Annotated in this window: 16 protein-coding genes and 1 pseudogene; 9 read left to right on the top strand and 8 right to left on the bottom strand. The window is 70.0% G+C overall.

What is annotated here, in order from left to right; translation table 11 throughout:
* Window positions 1–113 (bottom strand): annotated as a pseudogene (locus tag H4F90_RS14335) (NAD(P)(+) transhydrogenase (Re/Si-specific) subunit alpha); the annotation flags it as partial.
* Window positions 114–631: 518 nt separating this feature from the next.
* On the opposite strand from H4F90_RS14335, the gene H4F90_RS14330 reads away from it, so the two are divergent.
* From H4F90_RS14330 to H4F90_RS14295, 8 genes are all read left to right on the top strand, one after another.
* Complete coding sequence (locus H4F90_RS14330; RefSeq protein WP_182665771.1) at window positions 632–1642, top strand: YCF48-related protein; 1011 nt, start codon at window positions 632–634, stop codon at window positions 1640–1642.
* 38 nt (window positions 1643–1680) lie between these two features.
* Window positions 1681–4071 carry an efflux RND transporter permease subunit gene (locus H4F90_RS14325; RefSeq protein WP_182665769.1) on the top strand — a complete coding sequence of 797 codons (2391 nt, stop codon included), beginning with the start codon at window positions 1681–1683 and terminating at the stop codon, window positions 4069–4071.
* Window positions 4072–4161: 90 nt separating this feature from the next.
* A complete protein-coding gene (locus tag H4F90_RS14320; protein ID WP_235972227.1) occupies window positions 4162–5706 on the top strand; it encodes a DUF1302 family protein in 1545 nt (514 codons plus the stop codon).
* A 17-nt stretch (window positions 5707–5723) separates the two neighbouring features.
* On the top strand, window positions 5724–7031 hold the full coding sequence (locus H4F90_RS14315; protein WP_220486182.1) for a DUF1329 domain-containing protein: 1308 nt from the start codon (window positions 5724–5726) through the stop codon (window positions 7029–7031).
* Window positions 7032–7438: 407 nt separating this feature from the next.
* Window positions 7439–9118: a pyrroloquinoline quinone-dependent dehydrogenase gene (locus H4F90_RS14310; RefSeq protein WP_182665767.1), complete on the top strand. Its 1680-nt coding sequence runs from the start codon at window positions 7439–7441 to the stop codon at window positions 9116–9118.
* 8 nt (window positions 9119–9126) lie between these two features.
* Window positions 9127–9489, top strand: a complete 363-nt coding sequence (locus H4F90_RS14305) for a c-type cytochrome (RefSeq protein WP_182665766.1) — start codon at window positions 9127–9129, stop codon at window positions 9487–9489.
* Between the two features lie 82 nt (window positions 9490–9571).
* Entirely contained in the window at window positions 9572–11218 is a 1647-nt protein-coding gene (locus H4F90_RS14300) for a flavin-containing monooxygenase (RefSeq protein WP_182665764.1), read from the top strand.
* A gap of 71 nt (window positions 11219–11289) precedes the next feature.
* Window positions 11290–12333 carry an alpha/beta fold hydrolase gene (locus tag H4F90_RS14295; protein WP_182665762.1) on the top strand — a complete coding sequence of 348 codons (1044 nt, stop codon included), beginning with the start codon at window positions 11290–11292 and terminating at the stop codon, window positions 12331–12333.
* A 45-nt stretch (window positions 12334–12378) separates the two neighbouring features.
* Here H4F90_RS14295 and H4F90_RS14290 read toward each other — a convergent pair whose 3' ends face one another.
* Both H4F90_RS14290 and H4F90_RS14285 read right to left on the bottom strand, forming a co-directional pair.
* On the bottom strand, window positions 12379–13377 hold the full coding sequence (locus H4F90_RS14290; protein ID WP_182665760.1) for an alpha/beta hydrolase: 999 nt from the start codon (window positions 13375–13377) through the stop codon (window positions 12379–12381).
* A 132-nt stretch (window positions 13378–13509) separates the two neighbouring features.
* Entirely contained in the window at window positions 13510–13926 is a 417-nt protein-coding gene (locus tag H4F90_RS14285) for a phage tail protein (protein ID WP_182665758.1), read from the bottom strand.
* 154 nt (window positions 13927–14080) lie between these two features.
* Between H4F90_RS14285 and H4F90_RS14280 the strand changes: the two genes are divergently transcribed.
* Window positions 14081–15454 (top strand): hypothetical protein, encoded by a 1374-nt coding sequence (locus H4F90_RS14280; protein ID WP_182665756.1) that lies wholly within the window; start codon window positions 14081–14083, stop codon window positions 15452–15454.
* Window positions 15455–15457: 3 nt separating this feature from the next.
* On the opposite strand, the gene H4F90_RS14275 is transcribed toward H4F90_RS14280, so the two are convergent.
* Genes H4F90_RS14275 through cydP form a run of 5 tightly spaced genes read right to left on the bottom strand, consistent with a single transcriptional unit; the run spans window position 15458 to window position 18860 of the window.
* Window positions 15458–15790, bottom strand: coding sequence for a cyd operon YbgE family protein (locus H4F90_RS14275; protein ID WP_182665754.1), 333 nt, complete (start codon window positions 15788–15790; stop codon window positions 15458–15460).
* Entirely contained in the window at window positions 15787–15918 is a 132-nt protein-coding gene (cydX, locus tag H4F90_RS14270; RefSeq protein WP_182665752.1) for a cytochrome bd-I oxidase subunit CydX, read from the bottom strand. The genes H4F90_RS14275 and cydX overlap by 4 nt, the downstream gene beginning before the upstream one ends.
* Before the next feature lie 15 nt (window positions 15919–15933).
* On the bottom strand, window positions 15934–17085 hold the full coding sequence (gene cydB, locus H4F90_RS14265) for a cytochrome d ubiquinol oxidase subunit II (protein WP_182665751.1): 1152 nt from the start codon (window positions 17083–17085) through the stop codon (window positions 15934–15936).
* A gap of 15 nt (window positions 17086–17100) precedes the next feature.
* Window positions 17101–18684, bottom strand: a complete 1584-nt coding sequence (locus H4F90_RS14260; protein ID WP_182665749.1) for a cytochrome ubiquinol oxidase subunit I — start codon at window positions 18682–18684, stop codon at window positions 17101–17103.
* On the bottom strand, window positions 18681–18860 hold the full coding sequence (gene cydP / locus H4F90_RS14255) for a cytochrome oxidase putative small subunit CydP (protein ID WP_182665747.1): 180 nt from the start codon (window positions 18858–18860) through the stop codon (window positions 18681–18683). The genes H4F90_RS14260 and cydP overlap by 4 nt, the downstream gene beginning before the upstream one ends.
* Window positions 18861–19015: the final 155 nt, after the last annotated feature.

Below are 19015 nucleotides of genomic sequence, written 5' to 3'. Positions count from 1 at the left end.
CCGGACTGCAGCCGGATGCGGTGACCCTGGGCAATGAGCTTCTTGGCCGTCTCGGGGGTGACGGCAACCCGGGTTTCGCCTGCGGACGTTTCCGCGGGCACTCCGATCAGCATGGGGACTCCTGGCGAGGTTCGGCGATGGCATGACCCGGCCGTGCCGCAGGCGCGGACACCCGACCGGGCCGAAGGGCCGCGATTGAACCGCCGGGCCGCAGCGGCTTCAAGCCGGCTGAAACCCGCGGCTCGCGGCGGCTTTGTCCGAGGTCTCGGACAGGCCTGTCCAGGCGGACAGCGGCCCGGCCTCGATCCGGTCGATCCGGGCGACTGCCGGGCCCGGATTCCTGGGTGTAAGCCCTTGGATTGCACCTGGTCCGCGATGGGCACGGGACTTGTGAATCAGTGGGCGGAAGGTCCCTGCATTCATCGAGACGCCATCCGGTGGCGGCGCGGAGGAAGCCAAGGGCAGGGCCCTTCCACCCCGATCCGCGGCCCAGACCGTGGACCCATGCCCGTGATCCGTGTGAGGAGACCAAGATGCGCTGTGCCCTGTCCGGGCCGGACGGCTGGATGCCGCCCGCCCCCCCCAACCGCCCGCGGGTGGTGTCGGCCCCGTGCTGCGATGGAGGCCGGGCATGAAGGCCCGGCCGGTCCGGACCGAGGCCTCACCCGGTCTGTTCAAGCGCGCTGCGCTGAGTGCGGCGCCGATGCTGATCATCGGCAGCCTCATCTATGCGGCCTTCTTCGTGAAGGCCGAGGTGACGATCGATGCCATCCCGCAGCCGGCCATCGAGCGGCGCGACAACTTCTATGGCCTGGCCGTGCCGCAGGACGGCGTGATCTGGGCCGCGGGCAGCTACGGCAAGGTGGTCCGCAGCGACGACAACGGCAAGACCTGGCAGATTCAGAAGACACCGGTGGCGGTGCACCTGCAGTCGATCGCTGCCTGGGATGCGCTGCATGCGGTGGCCGTCGGCAACCAGGGCCGCATCCTCGTCACCGAGGACGGCGGCGCCCACTGGGCCGAGGCGGAATCGCCTCGTTCCGAGGTGGCCAACAAGCTGGTCAAGGTCCGCACCTATCCCGAAGGCGTGGCCTGGGCGGTGGGCGAGATGGGGGCGGTGCTGAAGTCCACCGACCACGGCCGCAGCTGGTCCCGCGCCCTGCCCGAGCAGGACCAGGCCTGGAACGATGTCTTCTTCGTCGGTGCGAACGGCTGGCTGGTGGGCGAGTTCGGTCGCATCCAGCGCAGCCTCGATGGGGGGCAGACCTGGGCTCAGGTGGAGAGCCCGAGCGGCTCCAGCCTGATGTCGGTGGCCTTCCGCGATGCCGAGCATGGTCTGGCCGTCGGCCTGTCCGGCACGGTGCTGAGCAGCACCGACGGGGGCGCGAGCTGGACGGTGGTCCCGCCGCTGACGCGCGAGCACCTGAACCATGTGCGCTGGGACGGCCAGGCCTGGCATGCCGTCGGCGACAAGGGCGTGCAGATCAGCCAGCGCGGCACGCAATGGCAGAGCGCCCGCCTGGTCGACAAGGACCTGTCCTGGCGCACGCAGGCCGAGCCCGTCGGCGAGCAGCTGCTGCTGGCCGGGGCCAACCTGGCCCGCCTGGACCAGGGCGCGCTGCAGATCTTCGGTCGCCCCTGAGGCGGGGCCGACGCACAGAACCCACGAAAGCTCCGGACATGAAGAACTTGCTGTTTGCGCGCCTGGGCGCGCTGATCGACGCGGTGCTGCGGCATCGCGTCTGGGTGCTGCTGGGGGTGGTGGCCATCACCGTCCTGATGGGCAGCCTGGCCAGCCGCATCGAGGTCAAGACCGTCTTCGGTGACCTGCTGCCGAAGAACCATCCCTATGTCGAGGTGAACAACCGCTTCAAGGCCACCTTCGGCGGCTCGAACATGGTCAGCATCATGCTGGAGGTCGAGCAGGGCGACGTCTTCCAGCTGCCGGTGCTCGAACGCACCCAGGCCATCACCAAGGCGCTGCAGAAGGTCGAGGGCATCGACACCTACCAGATCGTCTCGCTGGCCTCGAAGAAGATGAAGGAGGTGCGGGCCTCCACCGACGGCATCGAGTCGCGGCCGTTGATGTGGCCCGGCCTGCCCAAGGATGCCGCCGAGATCGCCGTGCTGCGCGAGGCGGTGCTGAACAACCCGCTGGTCTACGGCCCCTATGTCTCGCTGGACCAGAAGGCCACGCTGATCACGGCCGACTTCGTCGAGGGCGATGTCGACTACGAGAAGGCCTACGAGCAGATCACCGCGATCGCCCAGGCCAACGAGGGCGCGGGCATTCACGTGCGCATCGTCGGCGAGCCCATCCTCTATGGCCTGGTGCGGCACTACCTGACCGAGACGGCGGTCATCTTCCTGGCCACCGTCGGCGCGCTCGTGCTGCTGCTGCTGCTGATCACGCGCACGCTGCACGGCACGCTGCTGCCGCTGGCCTCGGGCGTGGTCAGCGCCATCTGGGCCCTGGGGGCCGCCGAGCTGATGGGCTTCCACCTCGATCCGCTGGTGATCGTGGTGGCCTTCCTGATCACGGCGCAGGCCATCTCGAACTCGGTGCAGCTGGTCTCGCGCTTCGATGACGAGATCGCCAGCGGCCATTCGCCCGATGCGGTGTCGGCGGCGCGGGCGGCCATCCAGAACCTGTTCAAGCCCGGCCTGCTGGCGGTGGTGGCCGATGCGGGCTGCGTGCTGGTCGTCGCGCTCACGCCCATCCCGATGCTGGAGAAGATCGCGCTGATCGGCACGGTCTGGATCCTGTCGATCATCGTCAGCGCGCTCACGCTGACGCCGGTGCTGCTGACCTGGTGCGGCGGCTCGGCCCGCCGCAAGCTGCATCCGATCGACATCGGCCCGCTGCTGCGTGCGGTGCTGTCGCGCTGCGCGCGCCAGGTGACCTCGCGCGCGCGGCATGCGGTGCTGGGCGGGGCCGGCGTGCTGTTCATCGCCTCGGGCCTCTATGCCTTCAACCTCAAGGTCGGCGATGCCAATCCCGGTTCGCCCATCCTGTGGCCGGACTCCACCTACAACCAGGACGCCGCGGCGATCAACGAGAAGTTCCAGGGCTCGGACCGCATGTTCGTCGTCGTCGCCGGCAAGGCCGAGGGCGCGCTGAAGGAGCCCGAGGTGCTGGAGGGCATGGAGCGCTTCCAGAAGTACATGGAGGCGCAGCCCGAGGTCGGCGGCAGCATCTCCTTCGCCGACATCCTGCCCGCGGTGAACCGCGTGCTGCGCGAGGGCAATGCGCGCTACCAGGAGCTGGGCACCTCGTCCAACCAGAACGGCGAGCTGGCCTACATGTTCGTCTCGGGCAGCGACCCGGGCGACATGGACCGCTTTGCGGATCCGCAGGCGCTCAACGGCGCGGTCACGCTGTTCTTCCGCGACCACCAGGGCGAGACCCTCCGCACAGCCATCGCCCGGGTCAAGGCCTACATCGCGCAGCACCCCATGGAGCATGCCGAGTTCCTGCTGGCCGGCGGCCTGGTCGGCGTGCTGTCGGCAGTCAACGAGGTGATCCTGTCCGGCCAGATCGAGGCCATCGCCTTTGCGCTGCTGTGGCTGGTGGCCTGCTGCATGCTGACCTACCGCTCCACGGTGGCCGGCATGTTCTTCATGGTGCCGGTGCTGCTGTCGAACACCATCACCTTCAGCTACATGGCGTGGATGGATATCGGCATGAACATCAACACCCTGCCGGTGGTGGCCCTGGGCATCGGCCTGGGCGTCGACTATTCCTTCTACGTGGTCGACGGCATCCGCGAGGGCCTGCACCGGGGCGAGACCCTGGAGCAGGCGGTGGCCAGCGCCCTGCTGGGCTCCGGCAAGGGCGTGCTGATCACGGCCCTCACGCTGATCACCAGCGTGATCATCTGGAGCTTCTCTTCGCTGCGTCTGCAGGCCGACATGGGCGTGCTGATCGCGCTGTGGCTGTTCATCTCGGCGACCAGTGCGCTGGTGCTGATGCCGGCCATGGTCTACGTCTTCCGCCCCGCCTTCGTGGTCGGGGGGAAAGGCCATCCGATCGAACGATCGGACGTCCCCGGGTACGCGGTGCCCGCCTGAGGCCCGCGACCCCCCAGGCGGTCGGCCGGACCGGGGATGGAGACGGCCGATCGCCCTCTCAGCAACGATGGAGGAGATCACGTGAACACGATGAAGCAGATGGTGACGGCCCTGGCCGTCGGCCTCGGCGCGGCGGCAGGGCCCGCCCTGGCGGAGGAGGGCGGGGCCGCATCCAGCGGCAACAGCCTGCGGGTGGGCGGCTACCTGCGCGGCTGGGCATCCTTCAACCTGGAGGACCAGCCCGAGACCCCCTCGAACGACAAGGGCAAGCTCTCGATGCTGCGCGGCTCGGCCTTGCTCGACGCCGACGCCCGTACCGGCCCCGTGCAGTGGAAGGGCGTGCTGCGCGTCGACCGCGAGGCCAAGACGAGCTACCTGGCCGACCTGGAGCGCCTGCGGGCCACCACCGGCACCCAGGGCGGCGACAGCCGCAGCATCCTGGACAACTACAACGCCGCGGAGATCCGCGAGCTGTGGGGCGAGATGAAGCTTGGCGACCGCACCACGGTGCGCCTGGGCAAGCAGCAGATCGTCTGGGGCGAGTCCGACTTCTTCCACGCGATGGACCTGGTGCACGGCTACGACCTGAGCTGGCGCCTGTTCTTCGAGGGCGAGAACGAGGAGTGGCGCAAGCCGCTGTGGATGATCAGCACCAAGATCGACGTGCCCGAGGCCAAGGGCCAGGTGCATGCCTACCTTCGCCCGGGCCTGGATCGCTGCAAGGACATCGGCAACACCTACGACATCCGAGGCGGCCGCTGGTTCTTCAACCCCTACCGCGGCTACGACCTCTCGGCCGTCACCTCGAAGGACTGCAAGCACCCCGAGGGCGACTACAAGGACATCACCGGCGGCCTGCGCTGGTCGGGCGAGGCCGGACCGGTCAGCTACTCCTTCGCCTACGTGCGGACCTTCTCCGCGGACCCGGTGGCCAACTCGGTCTTCAAGCCGTGGAAGAAGGATCCGAAGAACGCCGCCTCCGGCGAGCTCTTCGACCTGATCCACCCGACGATCGACGTGGTCGGCGCGACGGTCAGCGGCTACACGCCGGCGATCGACTCGGTCCTGAGCGCGGAGATGGCCTACACGATCGGCCAGCCCTACAACGTCGGCACCGGCCCGCTGACCGCCCCCACCCGCGGCGCAGCTGCCGGCCTGGGCCTGGGCGGCGTGAAGCGCAAGGACACGGTCACGATGATGCTGCGCGCCGACAAGAACCTGAACTTCCAGGAACTGCTCGGCACCAGCCGCCCGTCCTTCTCCTCGGTCCAGCTCTTCAACACCTGGATCCCCGGCCTCGACCGATCGGACGACCTGGTGCGGCTCTTCGCCTACGGCTCGCCGCTGTCGAAGCACAACCCGATCCTGACGATGTTCACGGTGCTGAACTACCGCAGCGACACGATCAACCCGAGCTTCGCCGTCGGGTTCGATCTGAAGCATGGCGGTGGCTTCTTCATCCCGGCCGTGGACTTCGTGCTGGGTGACCAGTGGCGCGCGAAGGTGGAGGCCGACATCTTCTGGAACCGTGACCACGCGTCCAACGGACTGTTCGATCCCAACCCGGACGTCCAGCTCTTCGGCTATTTCCACAAGAGCAGCCAGCTCACCTTCCGCCTGACCCGTCAGTTCTGACACGAGGAGACACGTCCATGAAAGCCATCAAGCGTTCCACCTTCAACCGCATGCTGCTGGCCAGCAGCGTGCTGGCCGCCGGCGGCCTGCTGCCGGGCCTGGCCCGTGCGGCCGAGCTGCCGCCGGGCTTCGTGATCACGAAGGAGAACTTCGACAAGATCAAGTCCGACACCTTCGAGGGCAAGACCATCGCCAGCATGGTGCCCGCGCGGCTGGAGGAGATGATCAAGGTCCACGGCCTGACCATCAAGCTGGCCAAGTCCAAGAAGATCGAGATGGACCCGAAGTACGTCGAGGCGACCAAGAAGGGCCTCGGCACGGTGAAGTTCAATCCGGCCGACCGCACCATGAGCGGCTGGGTGGCGGGCATGCCCTTCCCGCCGGAGACCATCAAGCTCGACGACCCGCATGCCGGCGACAAGGTGATCTGGAACCTGCGCGCCGCCACCTACGGCGCGACGATGGACCTGCGCGACATCTCCTTCGTCTTCATCCACGGCGACAAGGGCGTGGAGCGCGTGCAGCGCTGGCAATCGCGCCGCTACTACATGGAGGGCCGGCTCGACGGCGGGCCGGTCACGGTGGGCGACGGCAGCGTCTCGCAGAAGACCTACCTCTTCGCGACCAGCCCGCAGGACATCCGCGGCCTGGGCACCTTCTCGGTCCGCTACAACGACCCGACCTCGGCCAAGCCCGACGACACCTGGGCCTACCTGAAGTCCGTGCGCCGCACGCGGCGCCTGTCGGGTGGCGCGTGGATGGACCCCATCGGCGGCACCGACCAGCTCTATGACGACTGGGACATCTGGGATGCCTTCCCCACCAAGTACCGCGCCAACAAGCTGGTCGGCAAGCGCTGGGTGCTGGCCGTGGCCCACAGCCCCGAGCTGAGCGTCGACAAGAGCAAGCGCGACACGCCCGAGGAATTCCCCTCCGTCGGCCTGACCGAGAAGCCCTACTTCTTCCCGGCCAAGCACATCGAGTGGGAGCCGCGCGAGGTCTATGTGGTCGAGGGCACGCCGCCGGCCGAGCACCCGTACAGCAAGAAGGTCGTCTACATGGAAGTCGACTTCCCGCGGCCCTACCTCGGCGAGATGTACGACCAGAAGGGCGAGTTCTGGAAGTTCATGGTCTTCCAGAACCGGCCCGACGTGGGCGAGGACGGCTACAAGGCCGTGATGCCGGTGGTCGGCCATGTGATCGACGTGAAGCGCAATCACTCGACCACCTGGTCCTCCAACATGAAGGCCAATCCCAAGGGCGTGAAGGACGCGGACGTGTCGCTTCAGAAGCTTGAGGAAGTGGCGACCGGCGGCGGCAAGTAAGTCATCGCCGCGGACCGCCCGGGCCCTGGGCCCGGGACGGCATGACATGAGGGGGTCGGTCCCCGGGCAGCCTGGCCCGGGGACCGACCCCCTGGTCCTTGGGCCCGCCGGCCTGCCGCCGCGGGGTCTCCAGGGCAACCCAGGGGCGGGCCGGGCGGCGTCCGAAGTCTCGGACAGCCTGTCCGGCCCCAGGGGGGCGCAGGGCCCGGCCGCCGTCCCGGCGCTGTCCGAAACCGCGATTCCGCTGGGGGGAATCCCTCGTTCGAAGCCCGCCGGGCGCTTGGCACAGCACTTGAGATTCAAGGGCTGCAGCGGTCGGTTCCGGGGTCCGCTGGGACCCCACCAGACGCTGCCGGCCGCACCCGGATCGTCCGGGGCCGCGGGCCCGAGAACCGAGGAGACACACGATGACGTACCCCACGACGACAAGCCGCAGGCCGTCCCTGCGCAAGCTGATGCAGCGCACCGGCCTGGCTGCGGGCCTGCTCGCGCTGGCCGGCACGGCCGCGGCCGAGCTGGCTGGCAGCAACTGGCCCGAGTACCACGGTGACTGGCGGGGCTGGCGCTACAGCCCCCTGGAGCAGATCAACAAGTCCAACATCGCCAAGCTGAAGGTGGCCTGGATCCACCAGCCCGGCGAGATCACCCAGGGCCTGCAGGCCACGCCCATCGTGCTGGACGGGGTGCTGTACTACGCGGCCTCGGCCAACAAGACCTTCGCCGTGGAGGCCGCCACCGGCCGCACGCTGTGGTCCTACGCGCCGGAGATGGACGCGGTCTACCAGAAGTCGCTGTTCGGCTTCTACACGCGCGGCATCAGCGTCGGCCGCGGCAAGGTCTACCTCGGCACCAGCGACGGCCAGCTGATCGCGCTCGACCAGAAGACCGGCAAGGAGGTGTGGAAGACGCGCATCGTCGATCCCAAGGCCTGCCATGGCTGCAACTTCACCTCGGCCCCCATCCTGGCCGGCAAGGCCCTGATCGCCGGCCCCACCGGCGGCGACCTGGCCCAGCGCGGCAAGCTGCATGCGGTGGATGCCGAGACGGGCAAGCCGCTGTGGGCGCTGGACACGATCAAGGACGATCCGAAGAGCTGGCCCGGCAAGTCGGGCAACAGCGGCGGGGGCGGTGCCTGGCTGTCCGGCCAGTACGACGCGAAGAACGACACCTACTTCATCGGCACGTCCAACCCGGCGCCGGACTACAACCCGCAGGCCCGTGCGGGCGACAACCTCTACACCTCCACCCTCCTGGCGCTGGACCCGGCCACCGGCCGCATCAAGTGGCACCACCAGGAGATTCCGAACGACGGCTGGGACTTCGACGCCGCCTACGAGTTCGTGATGCTGGAGAAGGACGGCAAGGAGCTGCTGATGCACCTGAACAAGGGCGGCTTCGTGACCGTGCTGGACCGCAAGACCGGCCAGGTGCAGGACGTGTGGAAGTTCGCCGAGCATGTCGACTGGGTCCAGACCGTCGATCGCAAGACCGGCGCCCTGGTGGGCCGCCGCGCGCCCCAACCGGGCAAGAGCGACGTCTTCTGCCCCAGCGCCCTGGGGGCGCGAAGCTGGAACGCCGGGGCCTACAGCCCGCAGACCAAGCTCTGGTACAGCAACGGCCACGAGCTCTGCGCCAAGGTGACCATCGCCGCGCAGCCGGTCGAGTCGCTGGCCTTCTCGCAGCCCTACTTCGACGTCTCGGCCATCGACTTCGTCGGCCCCGGCGGCAAGCCCGCCAGCGCACGCTTCGCGGCCTACGACCCGATCACCGGCCAGCGCGCGTGGAGCCTGCCCAGCGAGGTACCGGGCCTGGCCCATGTGCTGGCCACCGGCGGCGGCCTGGTCTTCAACGGCGACCCGCGCGGCATCCTGCGTGCGCATGACGCCGGCACCGGCAAGGAGCTGTGGCAGTTCAACGTCGGCTCCGGCATGCGGGGCGGCATCGTCAGCTACTCGGCCGGCGGCAAGCAGTACCTCGTCGTCGCGACCGGCTTCGGCTCGCTCTTCCCAGGCTTCTCCTCGGGCGCCTGGCCGGAGTTCAAGGACGTGCGCGGCGGCGCGGCCCTGGTGGCCTTCACCGTCGAGTGAGGCCGGCCATGTTTGCGCTTCCGAAGCCGCTGCTCGGCCTGGTGCTGTTCGGCGCCGCCGCCTTCGCCGGGGCCGCCGCGCCCCCCGAGGCCGATGCGCTGCGCGATCCGGCCATGGTCCAGGCCGGCCGCGCGAAGTTCGTCGCCACCTGCGCCTACTGCCATGGCTCGGAGGGCGACGCCGGCAAGCACCGGCCCTTCCGCGATCGCATCGACTGGGATCCGGCCCTGATCCACCAGGTCATCCGCGAGGGCCGCCAGCGCGGCTCGAACGTGATGCCGGCCTGGAAGGACTCGATCCCGGACGAGCAGATCTGGCAGATCGTGGCCTACATCAAGTCCCTCGGCGGCCAGCCCCGGCCGCAACCCTGATCTTCATCGGGCCTCCGCCCGAACACCTTGGCCCGGCCCTTCCCGGGGCCGGGCCGCCTTTTCCCCTGAAGGAGCACCCGCCATGAACACCGCCGTCCAGGAACGTCCCTCCCCGACCGCCGCCACGCCGGCCGCGCGTGTCGATGCCATCGTCATCGGCGCCGGCGTCGCCGGCCTGTACCAGGTCTACCGCCTGCGCGAGATGGGCCTGTCGGTCCAGGGCTTCGAGGCCGGCTCCGGCGTCGGCGGCACCTGGTACTGGAACCGCTACCCCGGCGCCCGCTTCGACTCCGAGGCCGAGATCTACCAGTACTGGTTCTCCGAAGCCCTGTACAAGAACTGGCAGCCGACCGAGCGCTATCCGGCCCAGCCCGAGACCGAGCGCTGGCTGAACTACGTCGCCGACAAGACCGACCTGCGCAAGCACTTCCGCTTCAACACCCGCGTGGCCGCCGCCCACTACGACGAGGCCGCCGGCGAATGGGCCGTGCAGACCGAGCAGGGCGAGACCTTCCGCGCGCAGTACCTGATCAGCTGCACCGGCATGCTGTCGGCGCCGCTGAACAACACCTTCCCCGGCCAGGAAAGCTTCAAGGGCCAGATCTTCCACACCGCGCGCTGGCCGAAGGAGCGGGTGGACTTCGTCGGCAAGCGGGTCGGCGTGGTCGGCACCGGCGCCACCGGCATCCAGGTCATCCAGACCATCGCGCCGCAGGTCGGCAGCCTGAAGGTCTTCCTGCGCACGCCGCAGTACATCATCCCGATGCGCAACCCGAAGTACAGCCCGGCCGACTGGGCGAAGCAGGGCCAGCGCTTCGAGGAGATCAAGCAGCGCGTGCAGCGCACCTTCTCGGGCTTCGAGTACGACTTCACCAACGGCGCCTGGGCCGACCTGACGCCGGCCCAGCGCACCGAGGTGCTGGAGAAGCTCTGGGCCGACGGTTCGCTCGCGCTGTGGCTGGCCTCCTTCTCGGAGATGTTCTTCGACGAGGCCGTCAGCGAGGCCGTCAGCGAATTCGTGCGCGCCAAGATGCGCGAGCGCCTGAAGGACCCGGTGCTCTGCGAGAAGCTGATCCCGACCAGCTACGGCTTCGGCACCCACCGCGTGCCGCTGGAGAGCGGCTACCTGGAGGTCTACCACCAGCCCAATGTCGAGATCGTCGACGTGAAGGAGGCGCCGATCGAGCGCATCGTCCCCGAGGGCGTGCAGACCGCCGACGGCAAGGTGCATGCGCTGGACATCCTGATCCTGGCCACCGGCTTCGACGCGGGCTCGGGTGCGCTGACCCGCATCGACATCCGCGGCCGCGGCGGCCGCGCGCTGAAGGACGAATGGAGCCAGGAGATCCGCACCACCCTCGGCCTGCAGGTCCACGGCTATCCCAACCTGTTCACCACCGGTGCGCCGCTGGCCCCCTCGGCCGCGCTCTGCAACATGACCACCTGCCTGCAGCAGCAGGTCAACTGGATCAGCGACTGCATCCAGTCGCTGCGCCAGCAGGGCGCCAAGGTCATCGAGGCCTCGCAGGCCCTGCAGGATCAGTGGGTGAGCCACCACGACGAGACGGCCAACAAGACCCTCGTGGTCAAGACCGATTCCTGGTACATGGGTTCCAACGTGCCGGGCAAGCCGCGCCGCCTGCTGTCCTACATCGGCGGCGTGCACACCTACCGCCAGCACTGCGAGGACCTGGCCGCCGGCGGCTACAAGGGCTTCGACATCCGCTGAGGCCTGCCCCGCGGGCCGGGCGCCGCGCGGCGCCCGGCCCGTCCGTGTGAACGAGAACGACGGAGACCCGCATGAGCCCGCATCCCTACTACAACCCGGAGCTGCACGGCCCCTACGAGCGCATCGACATCGGCCCGCTGGACCTGGAGGACGGCGGCCAGTTGCCGCAGTGCACCCTGGCCGTGGCCGTGCACGGTCAGCTCAATGCCGCCAAGGACAACGCGATCCTGGTGCCCACCTGGTACTCGGGCACCAGCAAGATCATGGAGCAGGTCTACATCGGCCCCGGCCGGCCGCTGGACCCGGCGAAGTACTGCATCCTCGTGGTCAACCAGATCGGCAACGGCCTGTCGACCTCGCCGCATCACGGGGCCAAGCCCTGGGCCTTCCCGAAGGTGCGCATCGGCGACGACGTGCGGGCCCAGCACCGCCTGCTGACCGAGCACTTCGGGATCCGCAGGCTGGCCTTGGTCTTCGGCGGCTCGATGGGCGCGCAGCAGACCTACGAATGGGCCGTGCGCTACCCGGAGATGGTCGAGCGCGCCGCGCCCCTCGCCGGCACCGCCAGCAACACCGAGCACGACACCCTGTTCTCGGAGACGCTCTGCGAGGCCCTCACCAGCGACCCGGGCTTTGCCGAGGGCCGCTACGGCAGCGCCGCCGAGGTGGCGGCCGGCCTGCGCCGCCATGCGCGGCTGTGGACGGTGATGGGCTGGAGCACCGAGTTCTTCCAGCAGGGCCGCCACCGTGCGCTGGGCTTCGATTCGATGAACGACTTCGTCGACCGCTTCATGAGCGGCTACTTCGGCCCCATGGATCCGAACAACCTGCTGGCCATGGCCTGGAAGTGGCAGCGCGGCGACGTGGCCCGCCACACCGGCGGCGACCTGCCGGCCGCCCTGGGCCGCATCCGCGCGCACACCTATGTGATGCCGATCAGCCACGACATGTTCTTCCCGCCGGCCGATGCGGAGCGCGAGTGCCACCATGTCCCGCGCGGCGTCTTCCGGCCCATCGAGTGCATCGACGGCCACCTCGGCCTCTTCGGCACCGACCCGGCGGCCATTGCGCAGATCGACGCCAACCTGCGCGAGCTGCTGGCCCTGCCGGCCTGAGCCGCGTGCCCGGGGCGGCGGCCTCGGGCATGCGGTCCTGCGGCCTCAGCCCTTGGCCGGCTTGCCCAGGCGCAGCACGCTGGACTTGCGGGTCTCGTCGTCGGGGAAGACGCGGCCGCTGGTGATCGTCTGGAAGATGTGCTCGAAGACCACGCCCGGTTTCTTGGTCTTCGGGATGCTGCGGAAGTAGCTGTGGCCCTTGGGCGGGTCGTAGTCGGTGTTCACGTCGTCGCAGTCGATCGCGTAGACATTCTTCGGCGTGCGGTCCATGTCCTCGGGGCCCGAGTGGCCGAGCCGCCGCGAAGCCTCGGCGTTCTTCAGGTTCGAGACCTTGCTCGCGCGCAGCGCGAGGTCGTCCGAGGCGTAGTACACGACCACATTGCGCGAGGCGTGGCTCAGCAGCTCGCCCGGCTGGCCGCGGTGCAGGGACTCGTTGACGATGTCGGCCGCCACCAGGAAGGTGTTGCGGAACAGCAGGGGCACGCCGGCCGGCTGGTAGTCCTTCTGCCAGTTCACCATCGTCTGGCGCAGCACGCGGTTGCCCATGGAATGGGCCAGCACATTGATGCGCTTCAGGCAGGGGTCGTCGGCCGGGTTGGTCTCGGGCGAGTTCCGCCAGTCCATGAAGCGCTGCATCATCCGCGCGAGCGCGAAGGCGCTGAGGTCGGCGGACTTCTGGTCGTCCCAGTAGTCCTTGACGATGCCGAGGTCGTTGTCGCAGGGCCAGATCACCGGCAGCACCAGCACCTCGCCCTTCTTCTTCGCGTCGCACAGGTCCTGGAACTCCTGCGCGTTCGCGAAGATGTCATCCGGAAGGTTCGAGAAGCCGTGCAGGTAGAGCAGCACCTGGCGGTAGGGCGCTTCCTTCAGCGCCGAGAGCAGGGCCTTGCCGCCCAGCTCGACATGGGTCTTCTTGCCGGTCTTTTGGCAACAGAAGAATTCCTGGCCGGAGGCGTTGTCCTCCAGGTCGAAGGTGTAGGGCTTGCCGGGACCGCGCTGCGTCTTCGCGCGCTCGACCGGCATCCGGCTGGTGATGAAGTACATGTCGTGGTCCTCCCTGGATGACGGGCCTGGCGCCACCCCCCGTGGGCGGCCCATGGCCGGTGCTGGCGCACCGTAGCGGCCGGCCTGCGGGCCGTCATGCAGGGGAACCCGGGGCCGGATGCCGGGGGGATCTCAATCGTTCGGCGGCATCACCCCGAGCTGCACGATGCACTGCCGCAGCACCAGGCTGGCGGGCCGGGCGCCGCCCAGGCGCGAGGCGCTCGGCGCCCCCGCCGGGCTCAGCACCGTGCCGGGAGCCGGGCTCTCGTTGCCCAGGCCGCTGCCCGCCACGCTGCGGCCGCGCAGGTCCGGCAGGGCGAAGGTGCTGCGGCCGTCGCCGCCGTAGCGGCTGCCGATCACGGCATGCAGGGCCATGTTCTGGGCGATGGGCAGCAGCTGGCCGGCGGCCTCCAGCGTGCCGCGCGGGCAGCGGCCGGCGGTCGTGCAGATCGAGCCGACATAGGCCTCCGGGTGGCAGGCCGCGGCCAGCTGCGGGCCCAGCAGGCTCAGGCCGAGCAGGACCAGGGTGGGGCGGGACGGAGAGGGCATGGGATCAAGCGGCAGGGGCCGACGGGCCGGGGCCTGCATTGCAGTCGCAGGCGGTCGGTCCGTCCAGCCCCGGAGCGGGTGGCGCACGGCCGGCGAGGGCGAGGCATCATGCGGCTCCGCTGTCCTCCGCCTGCCTGTCCGGCAGGGATGCCCGATGGCCACCTTGCCGCCCCGGGGCCAGACCCCCGCGTCGTCCCTGCCCCAGCCGCCTTGCGGCCTGGCCACCCTGCTGGGCGCGACCGAGCGCGCGATGCGCGAGGCCCCCGGCGACCTGCTGCGGGTGCCGACGCGCGTCCGCAGCCTCGTGGAGTACGAGGGCCTGTTCGGCGGCCCGGGCACGCCCGCGCTGGACGTCGACCTGCACCGTGGCCCCGACGGGCGGCCCCGGGCCACCCTGCGTCCACCGCCCGGCCTGCCGCTCCTGCATGCCACCGTCCGGCTGTTCTTCGCCCAGGGCGGCGAGGCCTGCGACATCGTCTCCGTGGGCCCGTCGAGCGCGCCGCCAACGCTTGACGACTTCCTCCAGGCCCTGGCTGCGCTGCCCCTGCCGCGTCGCGAGTGCAGCCTGCTGCTGGCCCCCGAGGCCATGCATCTGGACCGCGCCGCCCAGGGCCGCCTGGCCGGCGCCCTGCTTGCGCATGCGGCCGCCTCCGGCCTGCAGTTCGTGCTGCTCGACCTGCCGGGCGGCGAGGCGCCGCTGGATGCCGCCACCCTGGCCGCCGGCCGGGCCGTGCTCGACAGCCCGCACGGCGCCTTCGGTGCCCTGCACGGCCCGCGGCTGCGCATCCCCCTGGCCCTGCCGCTGCCCGAGGCCGAGCGCCGCGTGCGCGTCTGGCGCGGCAGCGGCCCGGCAGTCGGCCTGCCGGCCCTGCGCCGCACCGATCCGGCCGGCCATGCCGCCGTGCTGCAGTGCCTGGCCGGGGCCCGTCACGCCGTGCCGGCCAGTGCGCTGGTGGCCGGCCTCCAGGCCCGCGGCGACCGCGAGCTCGGGGTGTGGAAGGCCCTGTCCGGCCTGCCGCTGCCGGACGAGGTGGAGCCCGTGCAGGCCTTCAGTGCCGCGCAGGCCGAGGCCCTGGCGGCCGACCCGGTCGGCGGCCGGGCGATCAACCTCGTGCGCAGCGTGCCGGGCCGCGGCCCGCGGCTGTGGGGGGCCCGCACGCTGGCCGACCGCGAGCCCGAAAGCCGCTACGTGCCCGTGCGCCGCCTGCTGGCCGAGCTGACGGCCGCCCTGCGGCGCCGCTTCGACCTGCTGTCGCGCCAGCCCCGCCGGCGCGGGGCCGGGGCCACGCCGCCGCTCTGGCAGCAGCTCGCCGAGCAGGCCGACCTCGAACTGCACGGCTGGTGGGACCGCGGTGCGCTGCTCGGGGCCAAGCCGGCCGAGGCCTACTTCGTCCGCTGCGGCCCGGGTCTGACGCAGACCGAGGCCGAGACCCGCGCCGGCCGGCACACCCTGCTGGTCGGCCTGGCCGTGCTCAAGCCGGGGGAGTTCCAGGTGCTGCGCCTGGTCTGGCCGGACGCCGCGGCCTGAGGCTCAGCCGGCGAGCTTCAGGCCCAGGGCCGCGAGCAGGGCCAGCGCGCAGGCGGCCGGCGAGAACAGCGCCCGCCACAGCCGCGCGCGCGGCACGAAGCCCACGCCGCGGATGAAGCCCGCGCTCATCGCCCAGAAGAAGAGCAGGGCCAGGCCGTGGTCGGCCTTGCCCTGCGCATTGGCGAAGAGCGGCGGGTAGAGCGTGCCGCCCAGCATCAGCCCCAGGCCCAGCAGCAGGCAGGGGAGATGCAGGCGGCTGGACGGCCCCGCGGCCGCCTCGGCGTCCGCGGCGCGGGCCGGCGGCGCGGGGGCGTCCTCCGGCGTGCCGGGCCTCATGCGCCGTCCGGGCCCGCGTCGGCGGCCTTCGAGGCGGCCCGGGCCTCCTCGTTCTCGCCCCACATCGCGTTCATCACGGCCAGCAGCACGGCAAAGCCCACGCCCAGCACCCAAGCGAAGTACCACATGGTTCGGCTCCTGTCTCAGTAGGCGCTGTGCTCGTTGCGGTGGATGTGCTCCACCGTCACCTTGCCGCGCATCACCCGGTAGGCCCAGCCGGTGTAGAAGATCACCAGGGGCATGAAGATCACCGTCGCGCCCAGCATCAGGCCCAGGGTCAGGTGGCTGGAGGTGCTGTCCCAGACGGTCAGGCTGGCCTGCGGCTGGCTGGACGAGGGCAGGATGAAGGGGAAGAGCGCGGCCCCGGCCGTGACGATGATCCCGGCCATCGACAGCGCCGAGCTGACGAAGGCCGCCAGCGTGCGGCGCAGCGCCAGCAGCAGCATGCAGCCCAGGGCGCCGAGCAGGCCCAGGGCCGGCAGGGCCCAGAGCGCCGGCCAGGCCGCGTAGTGGGTCCACCAGGCCTCGGCGCTGCGCACCACCGTCTTGGCCAGCGGGTCGGGCAGGGCGGCCGGGTCGACGGCCGAGGTGATGGCATAGCCCTCGATGCCGCCGTAGCGCAGCCACAGGCCTGCGGCCACGAAGCCCAGCACCGTCAGCAGCGCCGCCGCCGTGGCGCCGCGCGCCGCGCGGGCCTGGAGGGCCCCCTCGGTGCGGTGCGCCAGGTAGGCGCCGCCATGCATGGTGATCATCGCGCTCGACACCAGGCCCACCAGCAGCGCGAAGGGGTTCAGCAGGCCCCAGAAGCTGCCGGTGTAGGTGGAGATGAGCAGCTCGTCGAACTGGAAGGGCACGCCCTGGAAGAGGTTGCCGAAGGCCACGCCGAAGATCAGCGGCGGCACGGCCCCGCCGACGAAGAGGCCCCAGTCCCAGAAGCTGCGCCAGCGCGGGTCGTGGATCTTGCTGCGGTAGTCGAAACCGACCGGGCGGAAGAACAGCGCCCACAGCACCGCCAGCATGGCCCAGTAGAAGCCGCTGAAGGCGGTGGCGTAGACCAGCGGCCAGGCCGCGAAGATGGCCCCGCCGCCGGTGATGAACCAGACCTGGTTGCCGTCCCAGTGCGGGCCGACGGTGTTGATGACGACGCGGCGCTCGACATCGTTGCGGCCCACGAAGGGCAGCAGGGTGCCGACGCCCATGTCGTGCCCGTCCATCACCGCGAAGCCGATCAGCAGCACGCCGACCAGGCCCCACCAGATCAGCTTCAGCGTCGGGTAGTCGAAGAACTCAAGCATGGGGATCCTCCGGGCTCAGGCGTGGGCCGGGCCGTGATGGACGGCCTCGTTCTGGTAGCGGCCGGTGCCCAGGCTGCCGGGGCCCTGGCGCGCGAACTTCAGCATCAGGTAGACCTCGACGATCAGCAGCACCGTGTAGAAGACCAGGAAGCCGGCCAGCGAGCCGTAGAGGCTCTCCACGCTGAGCGTGGACACGCTCATGTGCGTCGGCAGCACGCCGTAGATCGTCCAGGGCTGGCGGCCGTACTCGGCGACGAACCAGCCCAGCTCGCAGGCCAGCCACGGGGCCGGCAGCATCCACAGCGCCGCCTTCAGCAGCCAGGGCCGCTGCGTGAACTGGCCCTTGAGCGTGACCCAGAAGCTCATCGCGAACAGGGCCAGCATCAGGAAGCCCAGGCCCACCATCGCGCGGAAGGCCCAGAACATCGGCGTGACGCGCGGCACCGTGTCGTCCACCGCCTTCTGGATCATCTCGGGCGTGGCCTGCGACACGTCCTTGACGTACTTCTTCAGCAGCAGGCCGAAGCCCAGGTCGGCCACATGGGCCTTGAGCCGGGCCTCCGCCTCGGGCGCGGTCTCGCCGCGGGCGCGGGCCGCGCGCAGCGCCTCCAGCGCCTGCACGGCCACCTGGCCGTGCAGGATGCGCTCGCGGTTCCTGGCCTTGATCTCGTGGATGCCCGGGATCTCCTTGGTGAGCGAGCGCGTGCCGATCAGGCCCATCACGTAGGGGATGTGCACCGACCAGTCGTTCTTCTGCGCCGCCTCGTTGATGCCGGCGATCACATTGAAGCTGGCCGGCGCGGGCTCGGTCTCCCACATGGCCTCGATGGCGGCCATCTTGGTCTGCTGGGCCTCGCCCACCGTGTAGCCCGACTCGTCGCCCAGCACGATCACGCTCAGCACCGAGGCCAGGCCGAAGGCCGCCGCCACGCGGAAGCTGCGCTTGGCGAACTCCACGTCGCGGCCCTTCAGCAGGTACCAGGCGCTGACCGACAGCACGAACATCGCGCCCGTCACGTAGCCGGCCGACACCGTGTGCACGAACTTGGCCTGGGCGTCCGGGTTGAAGACGATCGCCCAGAAGTCGACCATCTCCATGCGCATGGTCTGCCAGTTGAACTCGGCGCCCACCGGGTTCTGCATCCAGCCGTTGGCGATCAGGATCCACAGCGCCGACAGGTTGGTGCCCACCGCCATCAGCGTGGTCACCAGCAGATGCTGCGGCCGGCTCAGGCGGTCCCAGCCGAAGAAGAACAGGCCGATGAAGGTCGATTCCAGGAAGAAGGCCATCAGCCCTTCGATGGCCAGCGGCGCGCCGAAGATGTCGCCGACGTAGTGCGAGTAGTAGGCCCAGTTCGTGCCGAACTGGAACTCCAGGGTGATCCCGGTCGTGACACCCAGTGCGAAGTTGATGCCGAAGAGCTTCCCCCAGAAGCGGGTCATGTCCTTCCAGATCACCTTGCCGGTCATCACATAGACCGACTCCATGATGACCAGCAGCCAGACCATGCCCAGCGTCAGCGGCACGAAGAGGAAGTGGTACATCGCCGTCGCTGCGAACTGCAGCCTCGACAGGTCGACGAGTTGTTCGGAGATCACTTCGAGGCTCCTGAGGAAACGGAGGCGGCGCCTCCGAGATGGGCGGCCGCACGGTCGCTGTCCACCGGCACGCGGGCTTCGCGGATGAAGGCCCACCACAGCAGCGTCAGCACCACGATCTTGACCGCAACGGCGATCAGCAGATGGCGCAGGAGACGGTGATCGGCGGGGCTCATGCGGGGATCAATCCAAGTTCCATGCCCGCGCGCATCGTCGGCGTGCGACGGGCCGGTCGCGCCAGTTTGCGTCGGCCTGCGGCAGCTCCGGTTCCGCGTTCCCCCGGGGCTGACCGGCCCGGTCCGGCGTGCCAGGGCCGCAAGGCTTCAGTGGC

This window comes from Aquariibacter albus (assembly GCF_014145335.1).
Lineage (GTDB): Bacteria > Pseudomonadota > Gammaproteobacteria > Burkholderiales > Burkholderiaceae_C > Aquariibacter > Aquariibacter albus.
This window is presented reverse-complemented; position numbering and strand designations above follow the sequence as displayed.